15 protein-coding genes are annotated in these 15,963 nt (G+C 72.7%); 7 read left to right on the plus strand and 8 right to left on the minus strand.

The genetic code is table 11. The features are described from left to right. Positions 1-33 precede the first annotated feature (33 nt). On the plus strand, positions 34-1,023 hold the full coding sequence (moaA, locus tag ACIBCA_RS35780; RefSeq protein WP_396287339.1) for a GTP 3',8-cyclase MoaA: 990 nt from the start codon (positions 34-36) through the stop codon (positions 1,021-1,023). 10 nt (positions 1,024-1,033) lie between these two features. Here moaA and ACIBCA_RS35785 read toward each other — a convergent pair whose 3' ends face one another. The 6 genes from ACIBCA_RS35785 to ACIBCA_RS35810 all read right to left on the minus strand — a co-directional run bounded on the left by ACIBCA_RS35785 (position 1,034) and on the right by ACIBCA_RS35810 (position 6,924). After that, the gene (locus ACIBCA_RS35785) at positions 1,034-1,249 is read right to left on the minus strand and encodes a hypothetical protein (RefSeq protein WP_396287340.1); all 216 of its coding nucleotides are present in this window, start codon (positions 1,247-1,249) and stop codon (positions 1,034-1,036) included. Positions 1,250-1,527: 278 nt separating this feature from the next. Continuing rightward, positions 1,528-1,923 carry a DUF3099 domain-containing protein gene (locus tag ACIBCA_RS35790; RefSeq protein ID WP_396287341.1) on the minus strand — a complete coding sequence of 132 codons (396 nt, stop codon included), beginning with the start codon at positions 1,921-1,923 and terminating at the stop codon, positions 1,528-1,530. A 142-nt stretch (positions 1,924-2,065) separates the two neighbouring features. Then, positions 2,066-2,614, minus strand: coding sequence for an RNA 2'-phosphotransferase (locus ACIBCA_RS35795; protein WP_396287342.1), 549 nt, complete (start codon positions 2,612-2,614; stop codon positions 2,066-2,068). A 29-nt stretch (positions 2,615-2,643) separates the two neighbouring features. Next, positions 2,644-4,050: a metallopeptidase TldD-related protein gene (locus ACIBCA_RS35800; RefSeq protein WP_396287343.1), complete on the minus strand. Its 1,407-nt coding sequence runs from the start codon at positions 4,048-4,050 to the stop codon at positions 2,644-2,646. After that, on the minus strand, positions 4,050-5,651 hold the full coding sequence (locus ACIBCA_RS35805) for a TldD/PmbA family protein (RefSeq protein ID WP_396287344.1): 1,602 nt from the start codon (positions 5,649-5,651) through the stop codon (positions 4,050-4,052). The genes ACIBCA_RS35800 and ACIBCA_RS35805 overlap by 1 nt, the downstream gene beginning before the upstream one ends. A gap of 127 nt (positions 5,652-5,778) precedes the next feature. Beyond that, positions 5,779-6,924: an MBL fold metallo-hydrolase gene (locus ACIBCA_RS35810; protein ID WP_396287345.1), complete on the minus strand. Its 1,146-nt coding sequence runs from the start codon at positions 6,922-6,924 to the stop codon at positions 5,779-5,781. A 288-nt stretch (positions 6,925-7,212) separates the two neighbouring features. On the opposite strand from ACIBCA_RS35810, the gene fabG reads away from it, so the two are divergent. Both fabG and fabI read left to right on the plus strand, forming a co-directional pair. Next, complete coding sequence (gene fabG / locus ACIBCA_RS35815) at positions 7,213-7,932, plus strand: 3-oxoacyl-[acyl-carrier-protein] reductase (RefSeq protein ID WP_396287346.1); 720 nt, start codon at positions 7,213-7,215, stop codon at positions 7,930-7,932. Positions 7,933-7,934: 2 nt separating this feature from the next. Beyond that, complete coding sequence (fabI, locus tag ACIBCA_RS35820; RefSeq protein ID WP_396287347.1) at positions 7,935-8,702, plus strand: enoyl-ACP reductase FabI; 768 nt, start codon at positions 7,935-7,937, stop codon at positions 8,700-8,702. A 76-nt stretch (positions 8,703-8,778) separates the two neighbouring features. Here the strand turns inward: fabI and ACIBCA_RS35825 are convergent, their stop codons facing one another. Then, entirely contained in the window at positions 8,779-9,501 is a 723-nt protein-coding gene (locus ACIBCA_RS35825; protein ID WP_396287348.1) for a FadR/GntR family transcriptional regulator, read from the minus strand. 214 nt (positions 9,502-9,715) lie between these two features. Between ACIBCA_RS35825 and ACIBCA_RS35830 the strand changes: the two genes are divergently transcribed. From ACIBCA_RS35830 to ACIBCA_RS35840, 3 genes are all read left to right on the plus strand, one after another. Continuing rightward, entirely contained in the window at positions 9,716-11,011 is a 1,296-nt protein-coding gene (locus ACIBCA_RS35830; protein ID WP_396287349.1) for a CynX/NimT family MFS transporter, read from the plus strand. 67 nt (positions 11,012-11,078) lie between these two features. Beyond that, positions 11,079-11,201 carry an SGM_5486 family transporter-associated protein gene (locus ACIBCA_RS35835; protein WP_267884023.1) on the plus strand — a complete coding sequence of 41 codons (123 nt, stop codon included), beginning with the start codon at positions 11,079-11,081 and terminating at the stop codon, positions 11,199-11,201. 30 nt (positions 11,202-11,231) lie between these two features. Beyond that, positions 11,232-11,759 carry a SixA phosphatase family protein gene (locus tag ACIBCA_RS35840; protein WP_396287350.1) on the plus strand — a complete coding sequence of 176 codons (528 nt, stop codon included), beginning with the start codon at positions 11,232-11,234 and terminating at the stop codon, positions 11,757-11,759. On the opposite strand, the gene serB is transcribed toward ACIBCA_RS35840, so the two are convergent. After that, on the minus strand, positions 11,741-13,105 hold the full coding sequence (gene serB / locus ACIBCA_RS35845; RefSeq protein ID WP_396287351.1) for a phosphoserine phosphatase SerB: 1,365 nt from the start codon (positions 13,103-13,105) through the stop codon (positions 11,741-11,743). The two genes, ACIBCA_RS35840 and serB, sit on opposite strands and share 19 nt — an antisense overlap. A 218-nt stretch (positions 13,106-13,323) precedes the next feature. Between serB and ACIBCA_RS35850 the strand changes: the two genes are divergently transcribed. Then, positions 13,324-15,834 (plus strand): FHA domain-containing protein, encoded by a 2,511-nt coding sequence (locus ACIBCA_RS35850; RefSeq protein ID WP_396287352.1) that lies wholly within the window; start codon positions 13,324-13,326, stop codon positions 15,832-15,834. Positions 15,835-15,963: the final 129 nt, after the last annotated feature.

Genomic DNA, 15,963 nt, shown 5'->3' on the forward strand with positions numbered 1-15,963 from the left:
TTCACCGGCCGCACACTCGGGAAGGGGCGCCACATGCTGCTCGACAGCTTCGGACGACAGGCCGTCGACCTGCGGGTCTCCCTCACCGACCGGTGCAACCTGCGCTGCACCTACTGCATGCCGGAGGAGGGCCTCAGCTGGCTCGCCAAGCCCGAGCTGCTCACCGACGAGGAGATCGTCCGGCTGGTCGGGATCGCCGTGCGCGACCTGGGCGTGCGCGAGGTGCGCTTCACCGGCGGCGAGCCGATGCTGCGCCCCGGGCTGGTCGGCATCGTCGCGGCCTGCGCCGAGCTGGAGCCGAGACCGGAGCTGTCGCTGACCACCAACGGCATCGGCCTGGGCCGCACCGCCGCGGCGCTGCGCGAGGCCGGGCTGAACCGGGTCAACGTCTCCCTGGACACCCTCGACCCCGAGGTGTTCCACACCCTCACCCGCCGCCGGCGCCTCCAGGACGTGCTGGACGGGCTCGCCGCCGCCGAGGAGGCCGGGCTGACGCCGGTCAAGCTCAACGCGGTACTGATGCGCGGGGTCAACGACCACGAGGCGCTCGACCTGCTGGCCTGGTGCCTGGAGCGCGGCTACGAGCTGCGCTTCATCGAGCAGATGCCGCTGGACGCCCAGCACGGCTGGGACCGCTCGGCGATGATCACCGCCGAGGAGATCCTCGAGCGGCTCGGCGCCCGGTTCTCGCTCACCCCGGAGCCCTCCGCCCGCCGGGGCGCGGCGCCCGCCGAACGCTGGATCGTGGACGGCGGGGCCGGGCGGGTGGGCGTGATCGCCTCCGTCACCCGGCCGTTCTGCCGGGCCTGCGACCGGACCAGGCTCACCGCGGACGGGCAGGTGCGCAACTGCCTGTTCGCCACCGAGGAGAGCGACCTGCGCGCGGCGCTGCGCTCGGGGGCCGACGACGCCGAACTGGCGGCGCTGTGGCGGGCGGCGATGTGGGGGAAGAAGGCCGGGGCCGGAATCGACGACCCCGAGTTCCACCAGCCGGAGCGGCCGATGTCCGCGATCGGCGGTTAGCCGCCGGCGGCTAACTCTCGGCAGCCTCGGGGGTCCAGTCGGCGAAGGCGACGACCTCCTTGAGGAAGCCGCGCACGCTCAGGAACTGCGAGAGGTGCTCGCGGTGCTCGTCGCAGGCGAGCCAGGTCTTGCGGCGGTCCGGGGTGTGCAGCTTGGGGTTGTTCCACACCAGCACCCACAGGGCGTCGGCCCGGCAGCCCTTGGCGGAGCAGATCGGGGTGTCCATCGGGCCGTCCTCGGAGCTTGGCGGGTGGTTCCGCACCGCCAGTCTTTCACGCGCGATCTGTCACGCGGGCCCGGCCGCCGGGGGAGCGGGCATGGCGACGCCGGGCAGCCACGGGGGGAGCCGCCCGGCGTCGGTCCGTCGCTCCGACGGGGGATGCGGAGCGCGTACGCAGTATGTCACGTGGAGGGGCTCGGTTGGGGAGGTCCTGCAAGATTAATCTGAGGTTCTTTTGAGCTTTCCGGTCGCCATTTCCGAACGGAAACGTACAGAACGGGCAGTCAGTTCACGTCCTGTGAAGATTCGGTGGCGTCCTTCTTCGCACCGCCCGCACCGCCCGCACCGCCTGCCCCGGCCGTCGCACCCGCACCACCGCTACCACCGGGGCCCAGCATCAGCGGGGTGCCGGCTGGGATGTCGAAGGTGCTCGGCAGGCCCGGGGCCCGCTCCCGGCCCGCGTTGGCGACCAGCACCGCGAAGTACGGCAGCAGCACCGCGCCCGCCAGGGCGCCGAACGCCAGCCAGCGCTGGACGTCCCACAGCACCACGGCCAGCAGTACGCACACGGTGCGCAGCAGCATCGAGGCGACGTAGCGGCGCTGACGGCCCCTGACGTCCTCGCTGAGGCTGCTGCGCGCCCCGGTGATCCGGAAGACTTCGTCGCCGCTCTTGCCCATGTGTCCAACCGCCCTCGTCCACGCGCCCGCGCGCCTCGCCGCACGACCTTCTCACGGTACGCCCGGGGGGTGGCCGCGACGAGGGCGGGTGCGCCGGACGGGTCGGTGCTGGGGCAGGCCCCGTGCTGGGGCAGGCCCCGTGCTAGGAGCGGCGGGAGAGGTACTGCGGGGGGACGGCGTCGGTGAGCCAGACGCCGTTCTCGCTGACGCGGAACTCGTGCCCCGCCGCCGCCATCGCGGCGGCGTTGACCGTCAGCACCACCGGGCGGCCGTGCCGGGCGCCGACCCTGGTCGCGGTCTCGGTGTCCGCCGACAGGTGGACGTCCTGGCGGGCCATCGGGCGCAGGCCCTCGTGGAAGATCGCCGCCAGGTGGCGGTCGGCGGTGCCGTGGTAGAGCACCGGGGGCGGCACGGCGGCGGCCAGACCGAGGTCGACCGCCACCGTGTGGCCCTGGTTCGCGCGGATCGAGAGACCGTCGGCCGAGTAGCCGAAGCGGCGCTTGTTGTTGGTGGCCACGACGTGGTCCAGCTCCGCCCTGCTCAGCCGGTTGCCCTTGGCCGCCAGCGCCGCGAGCAGCACGTCGATCCGGACCCAGCCGGCCTCGTCGAGCTCGACGCCGACCCGCCCGGGGTCGTGCCGCAGGATGCGGGAGAGCATCTTGCTCGTCCTGACCGTGCGCTTCTCGTCCATGTCTCTCGTATCCCCCCGTCGGCCAGCGGCTACGAAGCCTGGCTGACCGAACTCATGTTGAAGTCCGCGACACGCACGGGTGGCATCGCGGTGCGGGTGAAGTAGTCGTTCCACTCGCGGGGCAGGCAGCGCTCGGTGCGGCCCACCTCGGTGATCCGGCCCAGCAGGTCCACCGGGGACTCGTTGAACCGGAAGTTGTTGACCGCGCCGACGACCTCGCCGTTCTCGACGAGGTAGACGCCGTCCCGGGTCAGGCCCGTGAGCAGCAGCGTGGCCGGGTCCACCTCGCGGATGTACCAGAGGCAGGTGAGCAGGAGGCCGCGCTCGGTGCGGGCGATCATCTCGTCCAGCGTGGGCGCGGACGCCTGGTCGGCCGTCTCCAGCACCAGGTTGTCCACGGCCGGGCGCAGCGGCAGGCCCGTGAGGTCGGCCCCGTGGCGGCTGGTGACCAGGTCGTTGAGCACGCCCTCGCGCAGCCACTGGGTGGCGGTGATCGGCAGGCCGTCGTCGAAGACCGAGACGTCCCCGCCGCTGGAGTGGGTGAGGACGAACGGCGCGGCCTCGAGCCCCTCCTCGTGCGGGTCGGAGCGCAGGGTCAGCGGCAGCGGGCTGAGCTTCTCGCCGACGCGGGTGCCCCCGCCGGCCTTGGAGAAGACCGTGCGGCCCTCGTGGGCGTCGCGGCCGCCCGAGGACCAGTTGAGATAGATCATCAGGTCGGCGACGGCCGAGGGCGGCAGCAGCGTCTCGTAGCGGCCGGCCGGCAGGTCGACCTTGCGCGCGCCCCAGCCCAGGCGCTTGGTCAGCTCGGCGTGCAGGGCGGGCAGGTCGACGTCCGTGAAGTCCCGGGTGGCGGCGCCGGCCCAGGCCGAGCCGGACAGGTCGGCCGTCTTGGCGTTGATCTCGACCATGCCGGTGGGCTGGTCGTGGCGCAGCCGCAGGCCCGTGGAGCTGCCGAGGTAGCTGGTGACGATCTCGTGCCGGGCGAAGCCGTACAGCAGCTCGCCCTGGGCGGCGGCGCGGGCGAAGGCCTCGCCCAGGGCCGGCCCGAAGGCGTCGAACACGGCGATGGAGGTCTCCGCCGGGGGCTCGGTGAAGCCCGGGGAGACCGGCAGGCCGGAGGCCAGCGGCTGGGCGTCCTCGGCGGGGCCGGCCGCGCGGGCGGCGTCCTCGGCGGCGCGGACCAGGGACTCGACGTCCTCGGCGGTGACGGCCTCGCGGGAGACCACGCCGGAGGCGGTGCCCTCGGCGCCGTCGACGGTGGCGATCACGGTGAGGCGCCGGCCCCGGGTGACGCCGTTGGTGGTCAGGGCGTTGGCGGCCCAGCGCAGGTTGGCGGTGGACTCCTCGTCGGCGATCACCACGCAGCCGTCGGCGCGGGAGAGGCTCAGCGCCAGCTCGACGAGCTCGTGGGGCCGGGTCGTGGTCAGGTCGGTCATCAGTGACCCGCCTCCTGCTGGGTGTTGAGCACGTTGACGTTGCGGAACAGCGCCGAGGGGCAGCCGTGGCTGACCGCCGCGACCTGGCCGGGCTGCGCCTTGCCGCAGTTGAAGGCGCCGCCGAGGACGTAGGTCTGCGGGCCGCCGACGGCCGTCATCGAGCCCCAGAAGTCGGTGGTGGTGGCCTGGTAGGCGAAGTCCTTGACCTGGCCCGCGAGTTCGCCGTTCTTCACGGCGTAGGCGCGCTGGCCGGTGAACTGGAAGTTGTAGCGCTGCATGTCGATGGACCAGGAGCGGTCGCCGACGATGTAGAGGCCGTTCTCCACCTGGGAGATCAGCCCGGCGGTGTCCGGGCCGCCGGCGGCGGGCTGCAGCGAGACGTTGGCCATGCGCTGGACGGGCACGTGCGCCGGGGAGTCGGCGAAGGCGCAGCCGTTGGAGCGCTCGAAGCCCTTCAACTTGGCCATGCCGCGGTCGAGTTGGTAGCCGACCAGGGTGCCGTCCTTGATGAGGTCCCAGGACTGGGTGGCCACGCCCTCGTCGTCGTAGCCGATGGTGGACAGGCCGTGCTCGGCGGTGCGGTCACCGGTGACGTGCATCAGCTCGGAGCCGTACTTCAGCGAGCCGAGCTGGTCGAAGGTGGCGAAGGAGGTGCCGGCGTAGGCGGCCTCGTAGCCGAGGGCGCGGTCCAGCTCGGTGGCGTGGCCGATGGACTCGTGGATGGTGAGCCAGAGGTTGGACGGGTCGATGACCAGGTCGTAGCGGCCGGCCTCGACGCTGGGGGCCTTCATCTTCTCGGCCAGCAGGGTGGGGAGCTCGGCGAGCTCGGCGTCCCAGTCCCAGCCCGTGCCCCGCAGGCTCTGTCCATCGGGGGACGACCCCCGGACCCCCGTGAGATATTCGAAGCCGCGCCCGACCGGCGGGGCCAGGGTGGCCATGGTGTCGAAGGCGCCGGTGCGCTCGTCGACGGAGGTGGCCTCCAGGCCGGGGTGGAGCCGGATGCGCTGCTGGGTGGTGACCGTGCCCGCGGTGTCCGCGTAGAACTTGTTCTCCTGGACGGTCAGCAGGCTCGCCTGGACGTGGGAGACGCCCTCGGCGGCCAGCAGCCGCGAGCTCCACTCGGCGAGCAGCGCCGTCTTCTCGGCGTCCGGCACCTCGAAGGGGTTCACCTCGTAGGAGGAGACCCAGGTGACGTCCCGGTGGACGGGCTCCTCCGCCAGCTCGACCCGCTCGGTGGAGCCGGCCGCCCGGCTGATCCCGCCCGAGAGGCGGGCCACGGCGACGGCCTGCTCGGCGACCCGCACGGCCGCGCCGGGGGTGAGGTCCACGCCGGCGGCGAAGCCCCAGGCGCCGTCCAGCAGCACCCGGACGGCGAAGCCGAGCTGGACGCTGTCGGAGGTGCCGGCCGGGCGGGCGTCGCGCAGCCGCCAGGAGGCGCTGCGGACCCGCTCCAGCCGGAAGTCGGCGTGGGTGACGCCGAGCTCCCGGGCCCGGGTGAGGGCCGCGTCGGCGAGGGTGCGCAGGGGGAGGGCGAGGAACAGCTCGTCGACGGCGCGCCCGTCAGGGGCGCCGGCGCGGTCGGCCGGAGGGATCGGAGGCAATCGGGCTCCCAGGTCGCGGAGGGTGGCGGTGCGGCGGCGCACAGGGCGCGCCGCACCGCATCATTTCCCGTCCACGGGGTTTCCGGCCAGCGCATTTCGGCCGGTGTCACCGTCGCCAGGGTGTGCCTCAGGAGACGATCTCCCACCAGCCGTCCAGCTCCGGCGGGTTGTCGACGTCGACCCGCTCGCCCGGGCGGGGCACGGTCAGCGGGACGGCCTGCGCCTTGGCCTCCTTCAGGAGGCGCTCCACCGGCTCGGCCCACGGGTGCAGGCCCAGGTTGAAGGTGCACCAGTGCACGGGGACGAGCAGGCCCCCGCGCAGGTCGCGGTGGGCGAGGACGGCGTCCTCGGGGGTCATGTGGATGTCGGCCCAGGCGGCGTCGTACGCGCCGATCTGCACCAGCGAGGCGTCGAAGGGGCCGTGCTGCTCGCCGATGCGGGCGTAGCCCTCGAAGTAGCCGGAGTCGCCCGTGTAGAAGACCCTGCGGGTGGGGCCGGCGATGACCCAGGAGCCCCACAGGGTGGTGTTGCGGGTCAGGCCGCGGCCGGAGAAGTGGTGCGCGGAGGTGAGGGTGAGGACGAGGTCGCCGAGGGTGCAGGTCTCGTCCCAGTCCAGCTCGATGATCCGGTGCTCGGGCACGCCCCAGCGCCGCAGGTGGCCGCCGATGCCCAGCGGCACCGCGAAGGGCGCGGACTGGCTGCGCACCAGGCGCTTGACGGTGGCCATGTCGAGGTGGTCGTAGTGGTCGTGCGAGATGAGCACGGCGTCGACCGGCGGCAGCTCCTCCAGCTCGACGGGCACCGGGTGCAGCCGCTTGGGGCCGACGTGGGCGGCGGGCGAGCAGCGGTCGCTCCAGATCGGGTCGAGCAGGACCCGGAAGCCCTCCAGCTCCACCAGCGCGGAGGCGTGCCCGTACCAGGTGATCCGTACGCCCTCGCCGACCGGGCCGTCCTCGGGGGCGGGGCGGACGGTGGGCACCGGGTGGGCGGGGACGCGGCCGCCGCGCTCGAACATCATCCGGCGGGCGGTGCCGGCGTCGAACCCGGGGGCCTCGGAGGCGCGGGCGAGCGTGGAGGGCGCGTTGTGGAAGACGCCGTCGCGGAACTGCGGCGACTCGCGGACCCGGTCCTCGTGCTCGGCGTCCGGGCGCCGCCCGAACGCCGCCGGCAGGTCGCGCAGCGACCATGCGGCCGCGCCGAGGCCCGCCGCCAGGGCGGCCAGGGCCAGTCGTCCTCCGCGCCGGTGGGTGCCGCCGGGCCGTGCCTTGCTCATGGGCGCTGCCTTCATCGCTCGCCGGGACGCCTCGGGGACGGTACGGCCGGTCCCGGGTCGTTCCGCACCACGGGGGCAACGGGCGTCCCGGCCGTGTTGTTCCCGGGCGGCCGCTTCGGCCGGGACGGCTTTTCGAGGGGCCGCCGGGCGGCCTCGGATTGTCGGATTGCGACAGTTCCGCAGGTGTGGCGCTGTCGGAGCCCGATGCGCTGACGCCGCCGGGCGCCCGATAGCGTCACAGGGCGTACGCATTCCGACGTACGCGCTGACACGGGAAGAGGTGGATCGTTGAGCCGCTCGGTTCTCGTCACCGGAGGAAACCGGGGCATCGGCCTCGCGATCGCCCTGGCCTTCGCCGAGGGCGGCGACAAGGTCGCCATCACCAGCCGCTCGGGTGAGGTGCCGGAGGCGCTGGCCAAGTTCGACGTCCTCGCGGTGCGCTGCGACATCACGGACGCCGAGCAGGTCAACGCCGCCTTCACCGAGATCGAGGAGAAGCACGGCGCGGTCGAGGTGCTGGTCGCCAACGCGGGCATCACCAACGACACCCTGCTGCTGCGCATGTCCGAGGAGGACTTCACCTCCGTCCTGGACACCAACCTGACCGGCACGTTCCGGGTGGTCAAGCGCGCCTCCAAGCTGATGATGCGGGCGAAGAAGGGCCGCGTCGTCCTGATCTCGTCCGTCGTGGGCCTGTCCGGCTCGCCGGGCCAGGCGAACTACGCCGCCTCCAAGGCCGGCCTGGTGGGCTTCGCCCGGTCGCTGGCGCGCGAGCTGGGCCCGCGCAACATCACGGTCAACGTGGTCGCCCCCGGCTTCGTGGACACCGACATGACCGCCGTGCTCAGCGACGAGCGCCGCGCGGAGATCGTCTCGGGCGTGCCGCTGGGCCGCTACGCCGCGCCGGCCGAGGTCGCCTCGACGGTGCGGTTCCTCGGGTCGGAGGAGGCCGCGTACATCACCGGAGCCGTCATCCCCGTGGACGGCGGATTGGGCATGGGTCACTGAGCATGAGCGGAATCCTCGAAGGCAAGCGCATCCTGATCACGGGCGTGCTGCTGGAGTCGTCCATCGCCTTCCACACCGCCAAGCTGGCGCAGGAGCAGGGCGCGGAGATCATCCTCACCGCCTGGCCGCGCCCCAGCCTGACCGAGCGCGTCGCGAAGAAGCTGCCGAAGCCCGTCAAGGTGCTGGAGCTGGACGTCTCCAACCCGGAGCACCTGGCCGGCCTGGCGGACAAGGTCCGCGAGGAGCTGCCGACCCTGGACGGCATCGTCCACTCCATCGGCTTCGCCCCGGCGGACGCGCTGGGCGGCGGCTTCCTGGACACCCCGTGGGAGTCCGTGGCCACCGCGATGCACGTCTCGGCGTACTCGCTGAAGTCGCTCACCACGGCGCTGCTGCCGCTGATGCAGGACGGTGGCTCCGTCGTCGGCCTGACCTTCGACGCGCAGTTCGCGTGGCCGCAGTACGACTGGATGGGCCCGGCCAAGGCCGCGCTGGAGGCGACCAACCGCTACCTGGCGCGCTACCTGGGCGAGCGGGACATCCGCTGCAACCTGATCTCGGCGGGCCCGATCGGCTCGATGGCCGCCAAGTCCATCCCGGGCTTCACCGAGCTGGCCGACACCTGGAACCAGCGCTCCCCGCTGAAGTGGGACCTGGCCGACCCGGAGCCGGCCGGTCGCGGCATCGTCGCGCTGCTGTCGGACTGGTTCCCGAAGACCACCGGCGAGATCATCCACGTGGACGGCGGCCTGCACGCCATCGGCGCCTGAGGCCCGCGCCCGCGTACGTACGGACGCCCGGCACCCCCGAGGAGGGGTGCCGGGCGTTTGTCGTCCTCAGGTGTTCTCAGGCCGCCCCGGCAGCTCCGGCAGCTCCGGCAGCTCCGGCAGCCCCGGCCGCTTCGGCGGCGGAGCAGGCGCCGATGGCCCGGCCCGCCTCGACGGAGGCGCGCTGGGCGTCCCGGCCGCGGATGGCGTCCAGGATGGCGTCGTGCCCGATGTAGCGGTCGGCGATCAGCTCGGGGCCGACGTCGTTGCGCAGGTGCTCGCGGGTGACCTCGCCGAGGTCGGCGTAGACGGCGAGCAGCACGTCGTTGTGGGAGGCGGCCACCACCGCCTGGTGGAAGGCGGCGTCGGCCTGGACGAACGCCTCGGCGTCCCCCGAGTGCCAGGCGTCCTCGCGGCGGCCGAGGGCGGCGTCCAGCAGCGCGAGGTCGCGCTCGGTGCGCCGCTCGGCGGCGAGCCCGGCCGCGGAGGTCTCCAGGGCGGCCCGCAGCTCGGCGACCTGGGCCTGGGGAGCGTCGGCGAAGCGGCGGTGCATCACCCCGGCGAGCTCGCTGGTGGCGAGGACGTACGTGCCGGAGCCCTGGCGGATGTCCAGCAGCCCGTTGTGCGCGAGGGCGCGGACGGCCTCACGGACGGTGTTGCGGGCCACGCCCAGCTGGTCGACCAGGGCCGCCTCGGTCGGGATGCGTGAGCCGACGGGCCACTCGCCGGAGGTGATCTGGGCGCGCAGCTGCGCGATCACCTGGTCGGACAGCGGGGTGCGCCTCGGAGAGGACAGCGCCACGGGGGTCTCCTTGCGGCTCTACGGCGTGGGTCTGGGCGTGGGTCTGGGCGTGGGTCTGGGTGTGGGTCCGCGCCGGGGGCGGGGTCCGGGGCGGGTATGTCCGTGTGTCCGTGTGTCCGTGTGTCCGTGTCTGTGTGTCCGGAGGATGAACGGTCGGCACATCATGTCAATACCGAGGTGCGGCAATTCATCCCATCATTCTATGATGGCGCTCATGCCACCCGCAGCAGACACCACAGCCACCTCCCGCCACGAGGCGCCACCACGGACCGAGCGGCCCTCCAAGCCCGCCGGGACGTACGGCGTCTGGCTCTTCGCGATCGCCATCGCCGCCGCCGCGTTCAACCTGCGCCCCGTCGTCACCAGCCTCGGACCGCTGCTCGACCAGGTCCGCGCCGACCTCGGGATGAACCCGACCCTCGCCGGGCTGCTCACCGCCGTCCCCTCGCTCTGCTTCGGCGTCTTCGGCTTCGCGGCGCCCACCATCGCCCGGCGCGTCGGCCCGATCGCCGTGATCACCGCCGGCATGGGGGCGATCACCGCCGGCGTGCTGGCCCGCTCCTTCGCCGGTGGCACGGCCGTCTTCCTGCTGCTCACCGCGCTGGCCCTGGCGGGCGTGGCCGTCTCCAACGTGCTGCTGCCCGTGGTGATCAAGCGGTACTTCCCCGAGAAGGTCGGGCCGATGATCGGCCTGTACTCGATGGCGCTGTCCGCCGGCACCGCGCTGGCCGCCGCCGTCACCGTCCCGCTGACCGGCTCCCTCGGCGGGGACTGGCGCTACGGCCTCGGCGTCTGGGCGGCCCTCGGCGCCGTGGCCCTGCTGCTCTGGCTGCCCGTGCTGCTCTCCCGCCGCGAGCGCGGCGAGAAGGCCGCCGGCTCGGCCGCCCCCGTCAAGCTGCCGATCACCCGCAGCCGCACCGCCTGGGCCCTGGCCTGCTTCTTCGGCCTCCAGGCCACCGGCGCGTACGTGGTGATGGGCTGGCTGCCGAAGATCTTCCAGGACGCGGGCATCGACAAGGGCACCTCCGGGGTGCTGCTCGCCGTCACCATGGTGATCGGCGTGCCCGTCTCCTTCGTGCTGCCCAACCTGGCCGCCCGGCGCGGCGACCAGCGGCTGTTCGTCGTGGTGCTCGCCGCCTGCGGCATCGCCGGGTACGCGGGCCTCGCGATCGCCCCGGCCGGGGCGTCCTGGCTGTGGTGCGTCCTGGTGGGCCTGTCCAACTGCGCCTTCCCGCTGGTGCTGACGATGATCGGCCTGCGCGCCCGCACGGCCGGCGGGGTGGCCCAACTGTCCGCCTTCGCCCAGGGCATCGGCTACCTGATCTCCATCCCCGGCCCGATCCTGATCGGCCGGATCTACGACGTCACCGGCGAGTGGTACGGCCCGCTGGGCTTCCTGGCGCTGCTCCTGGTGCCCCAGATGCTCTTCGGCCTGCGCGCGGCGAGGGCCCGGCACATCGAGGACGAGGCCGTGCACCCGGCCCCGGCGGCGGAGCAGGTCAAGGCCTGACCAAGGCGTCGCCAAGGCGGTGGGGGCGGGCGAGGGCGGGCGTGTTCGGGGTGCGAGAATTCCCGGCATGCCCGTTCTCGACCCGAACCCCACCGACGGCCGTAAGCAGCTCGGCCGGATCGCCCTCGCCTTCGCCGGCATCGCGGTGCTGGTGGCGATCATCGCCTCCGTCGCCGCCGCGATGGGCTGAGCGCCCTCTTTTCTGCCAAGCTTGCTGGGTATGAGCGCCGACACGCCCCGCAGGATCATCGTTCTCCGCCACGCCAAGGCCGACTGGCCGAACGGCGTGGACGACCACGAGCGGCCGCTGGCCGACCGGGGCCGTCACCAGGCCCCGGAAGCCGGCCGCTGGCTGGTCGACTCGGGCATCAACCCCGACTTCGTGCTCTGCTCCACCGCCCTGCGCACCCGGGAGACCTGGAAGCTGGCCGCGCACGAGCTGCCCAAGCGCACCCGAAAGACCGTCTACGAGGACCGGATCTACGAGGCCAGCCCGGGCGAGATCATCGCCGTCCTCCAGGAGGTCCCGGAGGAGTACGCGGACGTGGTGCTCGTCGGCCACAACCCCGGCGTGCTCGGCCTGACCCAGGTCCTCGCGGGGGACGAGGGCGACCGTGACGCGCTGGAGCGCCTGCGCCTGGGCGGCTTCCCGACCTCGGCGATCGCCGTGCTCAGCTTCGAGGGCTCCTGGAAGGGCGTCGAACCGGGCGTGGCCGCGCTGGTCTCGTACTACACGCCGCAGGACTGAGATCCGACGCAGCACTCTGACGGAGCGATCTGACGGAGCGAGGGGCGTGGGGGGGCGGCCCCCCCCCCCCCCGGCGGCTGCACCCCCCCGCACCCCCCCCGGGGGGCCCCCCCGGGGGCCCCCCCCCCCCCCCACCCCCCGGGGCTGCCCCCCCCGTAGAGCACCGTGTCCAGGAACGGCACGTTCACCGCCGTGTCGGCCGCCTCCCGCACCACCGGCTTGGCGTTGAACGCCACTCCCAGGCCCGCCGCGTTCAGCATGTCCAGGTCGTTGGCGCCGTCGCCGATCGCCACCGTCTGCGACAGCGGCACCTTCGCCTGCTCGGCGAAGCGCGCCAGCCAGCGGGCCTTGCCCGCCCGGTCCACGATCTCGCCGACCACCCGGCCGGTGAACTTCCCGTTCACCACCTCCAGGGTGTTCGCCGCCGCGTAGTCCAGCCCCAGCTCCTCCACCAGGTGGTCGGTGACCTGGGTGAACCCGCCCGACACCACCGCCACCTGGAAGCCCAGGCGCTGCAGCGTACGGATCAGGGTGCGCGCCCCCGGCGTGAAGCGGACCTCCTCGCGCACCTTTTCGGTCACCGAGGCGTCCAGCCCCGCCAGCAGTGCCACCCGGGCCCGCAGCGACTCGGCGAAGTCCAGCTCGCCGGCCATCGCCGAGGCCGTCACCCGGGCGACCTCCGCCTCGCAGCCCGCGTGGGCGGCGAACAGCTCGATCACCTCGTCCTGGATGAGCGTGGAGTCCACGTCCATCACCACCAGCCGCTTGGCCCGGCGCTCCAGCCCCGCCGACACCACCGCCACGTCCACCCGCTGGGTCGCCGCCTCCGCGGCCAGCTCGGCCCGCAGCTCGTCCGTCGCCACACCGGAGACGGCCAACTCCACGGCCGTCACCGGGTACTTGGCCAGGCGGAAGACACGGTCGATGTTGCCGCCCGAGGCGGTGATCCGCGAGGTCAGCGCGGAGACGGCGGCCGAGGTCAGCGGGCTGCCGAGCACCGTCACGTGCGAACGGCCCTCCCGGCGCGGCCGGTTGTCGCCGATGCCGGAGAGGATCTCGGCCTGGAGCTTCTGCTCGTCCGCCCAGCGGTGCACGGTGGCCCGCAGGCCCCCCTCGGCACCGGGCGCGGACGGCGGGGTGACCAGGGCGCACAGCGTGATGCGGCCTCGGGTCACGACCTGCTCGATGTCGATCACGTCGACGCCGAAGCCTGCCAGCGTCGCGAAGAGGCCGGAGGTGATGCCGGGGCGGTCCTTGCCGAACACCTTGACGAGCAGGGTGCGCTCGTCCGCGGTCCGGGGCTGGGCGGCGGGGAGGGGCTCAGCGGCCAGGGGCGATGCGTTCATGGTGCCTCCCACGCTACCCGTCGGCGGACGACCCCAGGGCACCCGTCCCACCTCGCGGACGTGAAGGCGACCGGCTGGGTAGCAGGCTGGTCACAGTCACCGGGGGTGACTTTCATCCGAGGTCCGCAGGCTGGAATGATTCCCCCGTCAGTTTCAGGACATCGCACCCCCGGCCGGGGGCCAAATCGGGGGAACCGAGAGAGCGGGGCAGGCGAGCAGTGCCGCAACTCGTCATCGAGATCAACGGACAGCAGCGGACTCTAGAGCCGGGGCGGTCCTACACCATCGGGCGCAACCCGCAGTCGGACTTCACGTTCGACGACGCCAGGGTCTCCTGGCAGCACGGGACCATGAGCTTCAACGGCAACGGCTGGCAGCTGGACGACCACGGGAGCACCAACGGCACGTACGTCGCCGGGGCCCGCACCCTCCAGGCCCAGCTGTACCCCGGAGCGGTGGTCAACCTGGGCAACCCGGAGAACGGCCCCCGGCTCGGCTTCTCCGCCCCCGCCCAGGTCGCGGCCCCGCAGGCCGTCCCCGTGCACGAGGCCACCACCAACCGCGGGCCCGTGCCCACGCCGCAGGCCCCGCACTACCAGCCGCCGAACTACCCGCAGCCGCAGGACCAGTTCCCGCCGCCGGGCATCCCGCACCAGGGGTTCCCGCAGCAGCCGGTGGGCGGCAGCGGAGGCCCGCAGCCGACCATCATCCGCAACCTGACGTCGGCCATGCGCACCATCCGCATCGGCCGCGCGCTCGACAACGACATCGTGGTCTCCGACCTCCAGGTCTCCCGCCACCACGCCGAGCTGCGCCAGCTGCCCGACGGCCGCTTCGAGTTCGTCGACCTCGGCAGCCACAACGGCATCTTCCTCAACGGCCAGCGGGTGCAGCGTCAGCTCGTCGGCGCGCAGGACCGCCTGACCGTCGGCCACTCCAGCTTCGTCCTCGTCGGGGACCAGCTCCAGGAGTTCGTCGACACCGGCGCCGTCTCCTTCTCCGCCCGCCACCTGACCGTCGAGGTCGAGCACAAGGGCGGCAAGAAGATCCTCCTCAACGACGTCAGCTTCGGCGTCCCGGAGAAGTCCCTGGTCGCCGTCATCGGCCCCTCAGGCTCCGGCAAGTCCACGCTGCTGCGCGCCCTCACCGGCTACCGCCCGGCCGACCGCGGCGAGGTCCTGTACGACGGCCGCAACCTCTACAAGCAGTTCGCCGAACTGCGCTCCCGCATCGGCCTGGTGCCGCAGTCGGAGATCCTGCACCGCGAACTCACCGTCCGTAAGGGCCTCAAGTACGCGGCCCAGCTGCGCTTCCCCGGCGACACCGAGGCCGCCGAGCGCAACGCCCGCATCGACGAGGTGCTGTACGAGCTGCGCCTCGACAAGCGCGCCGACAACAGGATCACCGCGCTCTCCGGCGGCCAGCAGAAGCGCGTCTCCGTCGCGCTGGAGCTGCTGACCAAGCCCTCGCTGATCTTCCTGGACGAGCCCACCTCCGGCCTCGACCCGGGCATGGACCGCGAGGTCATGCAGATGCTGCGCAGCCTCGCCGACGCCGACGACGGCCGCACCATCCTGGTCGTCACCCACTCGGTGGCCGAACTCGCGCTCTGCGACCGGCTGCTGGTCATGGCGCCCGGCGGCTCGGTGGCCTACTTCGGCCCGCCGGACGAGGCGCTGCACTTCTTCGGGTACGAGACCTGGGCCGACGTCTTCCAGGCGTTCGAGAACTACCCGGAGCACGACTGGGCCGGCCGCTACCGCGGCTCGGTGCACTACCAGCAGTACTCCGCCCCGACCGTCGAGGCGGGCGACGCGGTGCAGCACGTGCAGGTCGCCCAGGAGGCCGTCAAGCCGGTCAAGCCCCAGAGCTGGGGCTCCCAGCTGTGGACGCTGATGCGCCGCTACATGTCGGTGCTCGCCGCCGACCGGGGCTTCCTCGCCCTGTCCGTCCTGCTGCCCGCCGTCATCGGCGCCGTCAGCGTCCTCGTGCCCAACGAGGCCGGGCTCGCGCCCAACCCCAAGACGCAGCTGCACCTCAACAGCGGCGCCGCGACGATCCTCATGATCCTCGCCATCGGAGCCTGCTTCTCCGGAGCGGCCAACTCGGTACGCGAACTCATCAAGGAACGCGCGATCTACGAGCGAGAACGAGCCACCGGGCTCTCCCGCTCCGCGTACATGATGTCCAAGGTCATCGTGCTGGGCGTGTTCAGCGTGATCCAGGGCGCGATCATCTCCGCCGTCGGCTTCCTGCCGCGCAAGCTGCCCGAGCACGGGGGCCTGCTGGTGAAGAACACGCCGCTGATCGAGATGACCATCGGCATGATCCTGCTCAGCTTCACCGCGATGATGTTCGGTCTGATGATCTCGGCCCTGGTCAAGACCTCCGAGAAGACCATGCCGCTGCTGGTCATGTTCGCCATCGTCCAGGTCGTCTTCACCGGCTGCCTCTTCCAGATCTTCAGCAAGCCCGGCCTGGAGCAGGTCGCCTGGCTGATGCCCGCCCGCTGGGGCACCGGCATCGTCGCCACCACGCTCGACCTGTCCAAGATGATGGGGCCCTGGAACAAGGACTTCCAGAACCCGAAGTACGACCCGCTCTGGGACCACAGCGTCCTGCAGTGGGTGGTCGACGCCGGCGCGCTGGTCGTCATCTCGGTCCTCATCGGGATGCTCGTCACCCGGCTCCAGCGCCGGCACGAGCCCGAGGTCATGCAGAAGGGCTGACACCCGGCCCGTCCGCCTTCGAGGGCGGCTCCCCCCGTACGTCGGGGGGAGCCGCCCTTTGCCGTGAGGGGGTGGCACATGGGGGTCCAGCGACCTAGGTCCACGGGCCCGCGACCGGCCCGGCCCGGG

Source organism: Kitasatospora sp. NPDC051170 (assembly GCF_044455705.1).
In the GTDB taxonomy this organism is placed as follows: domain Bacteria; phylum Actinomycetota; class Actinomycetes; order Streptomycetales; family Streptomycetaceae; genus Kitasatospora.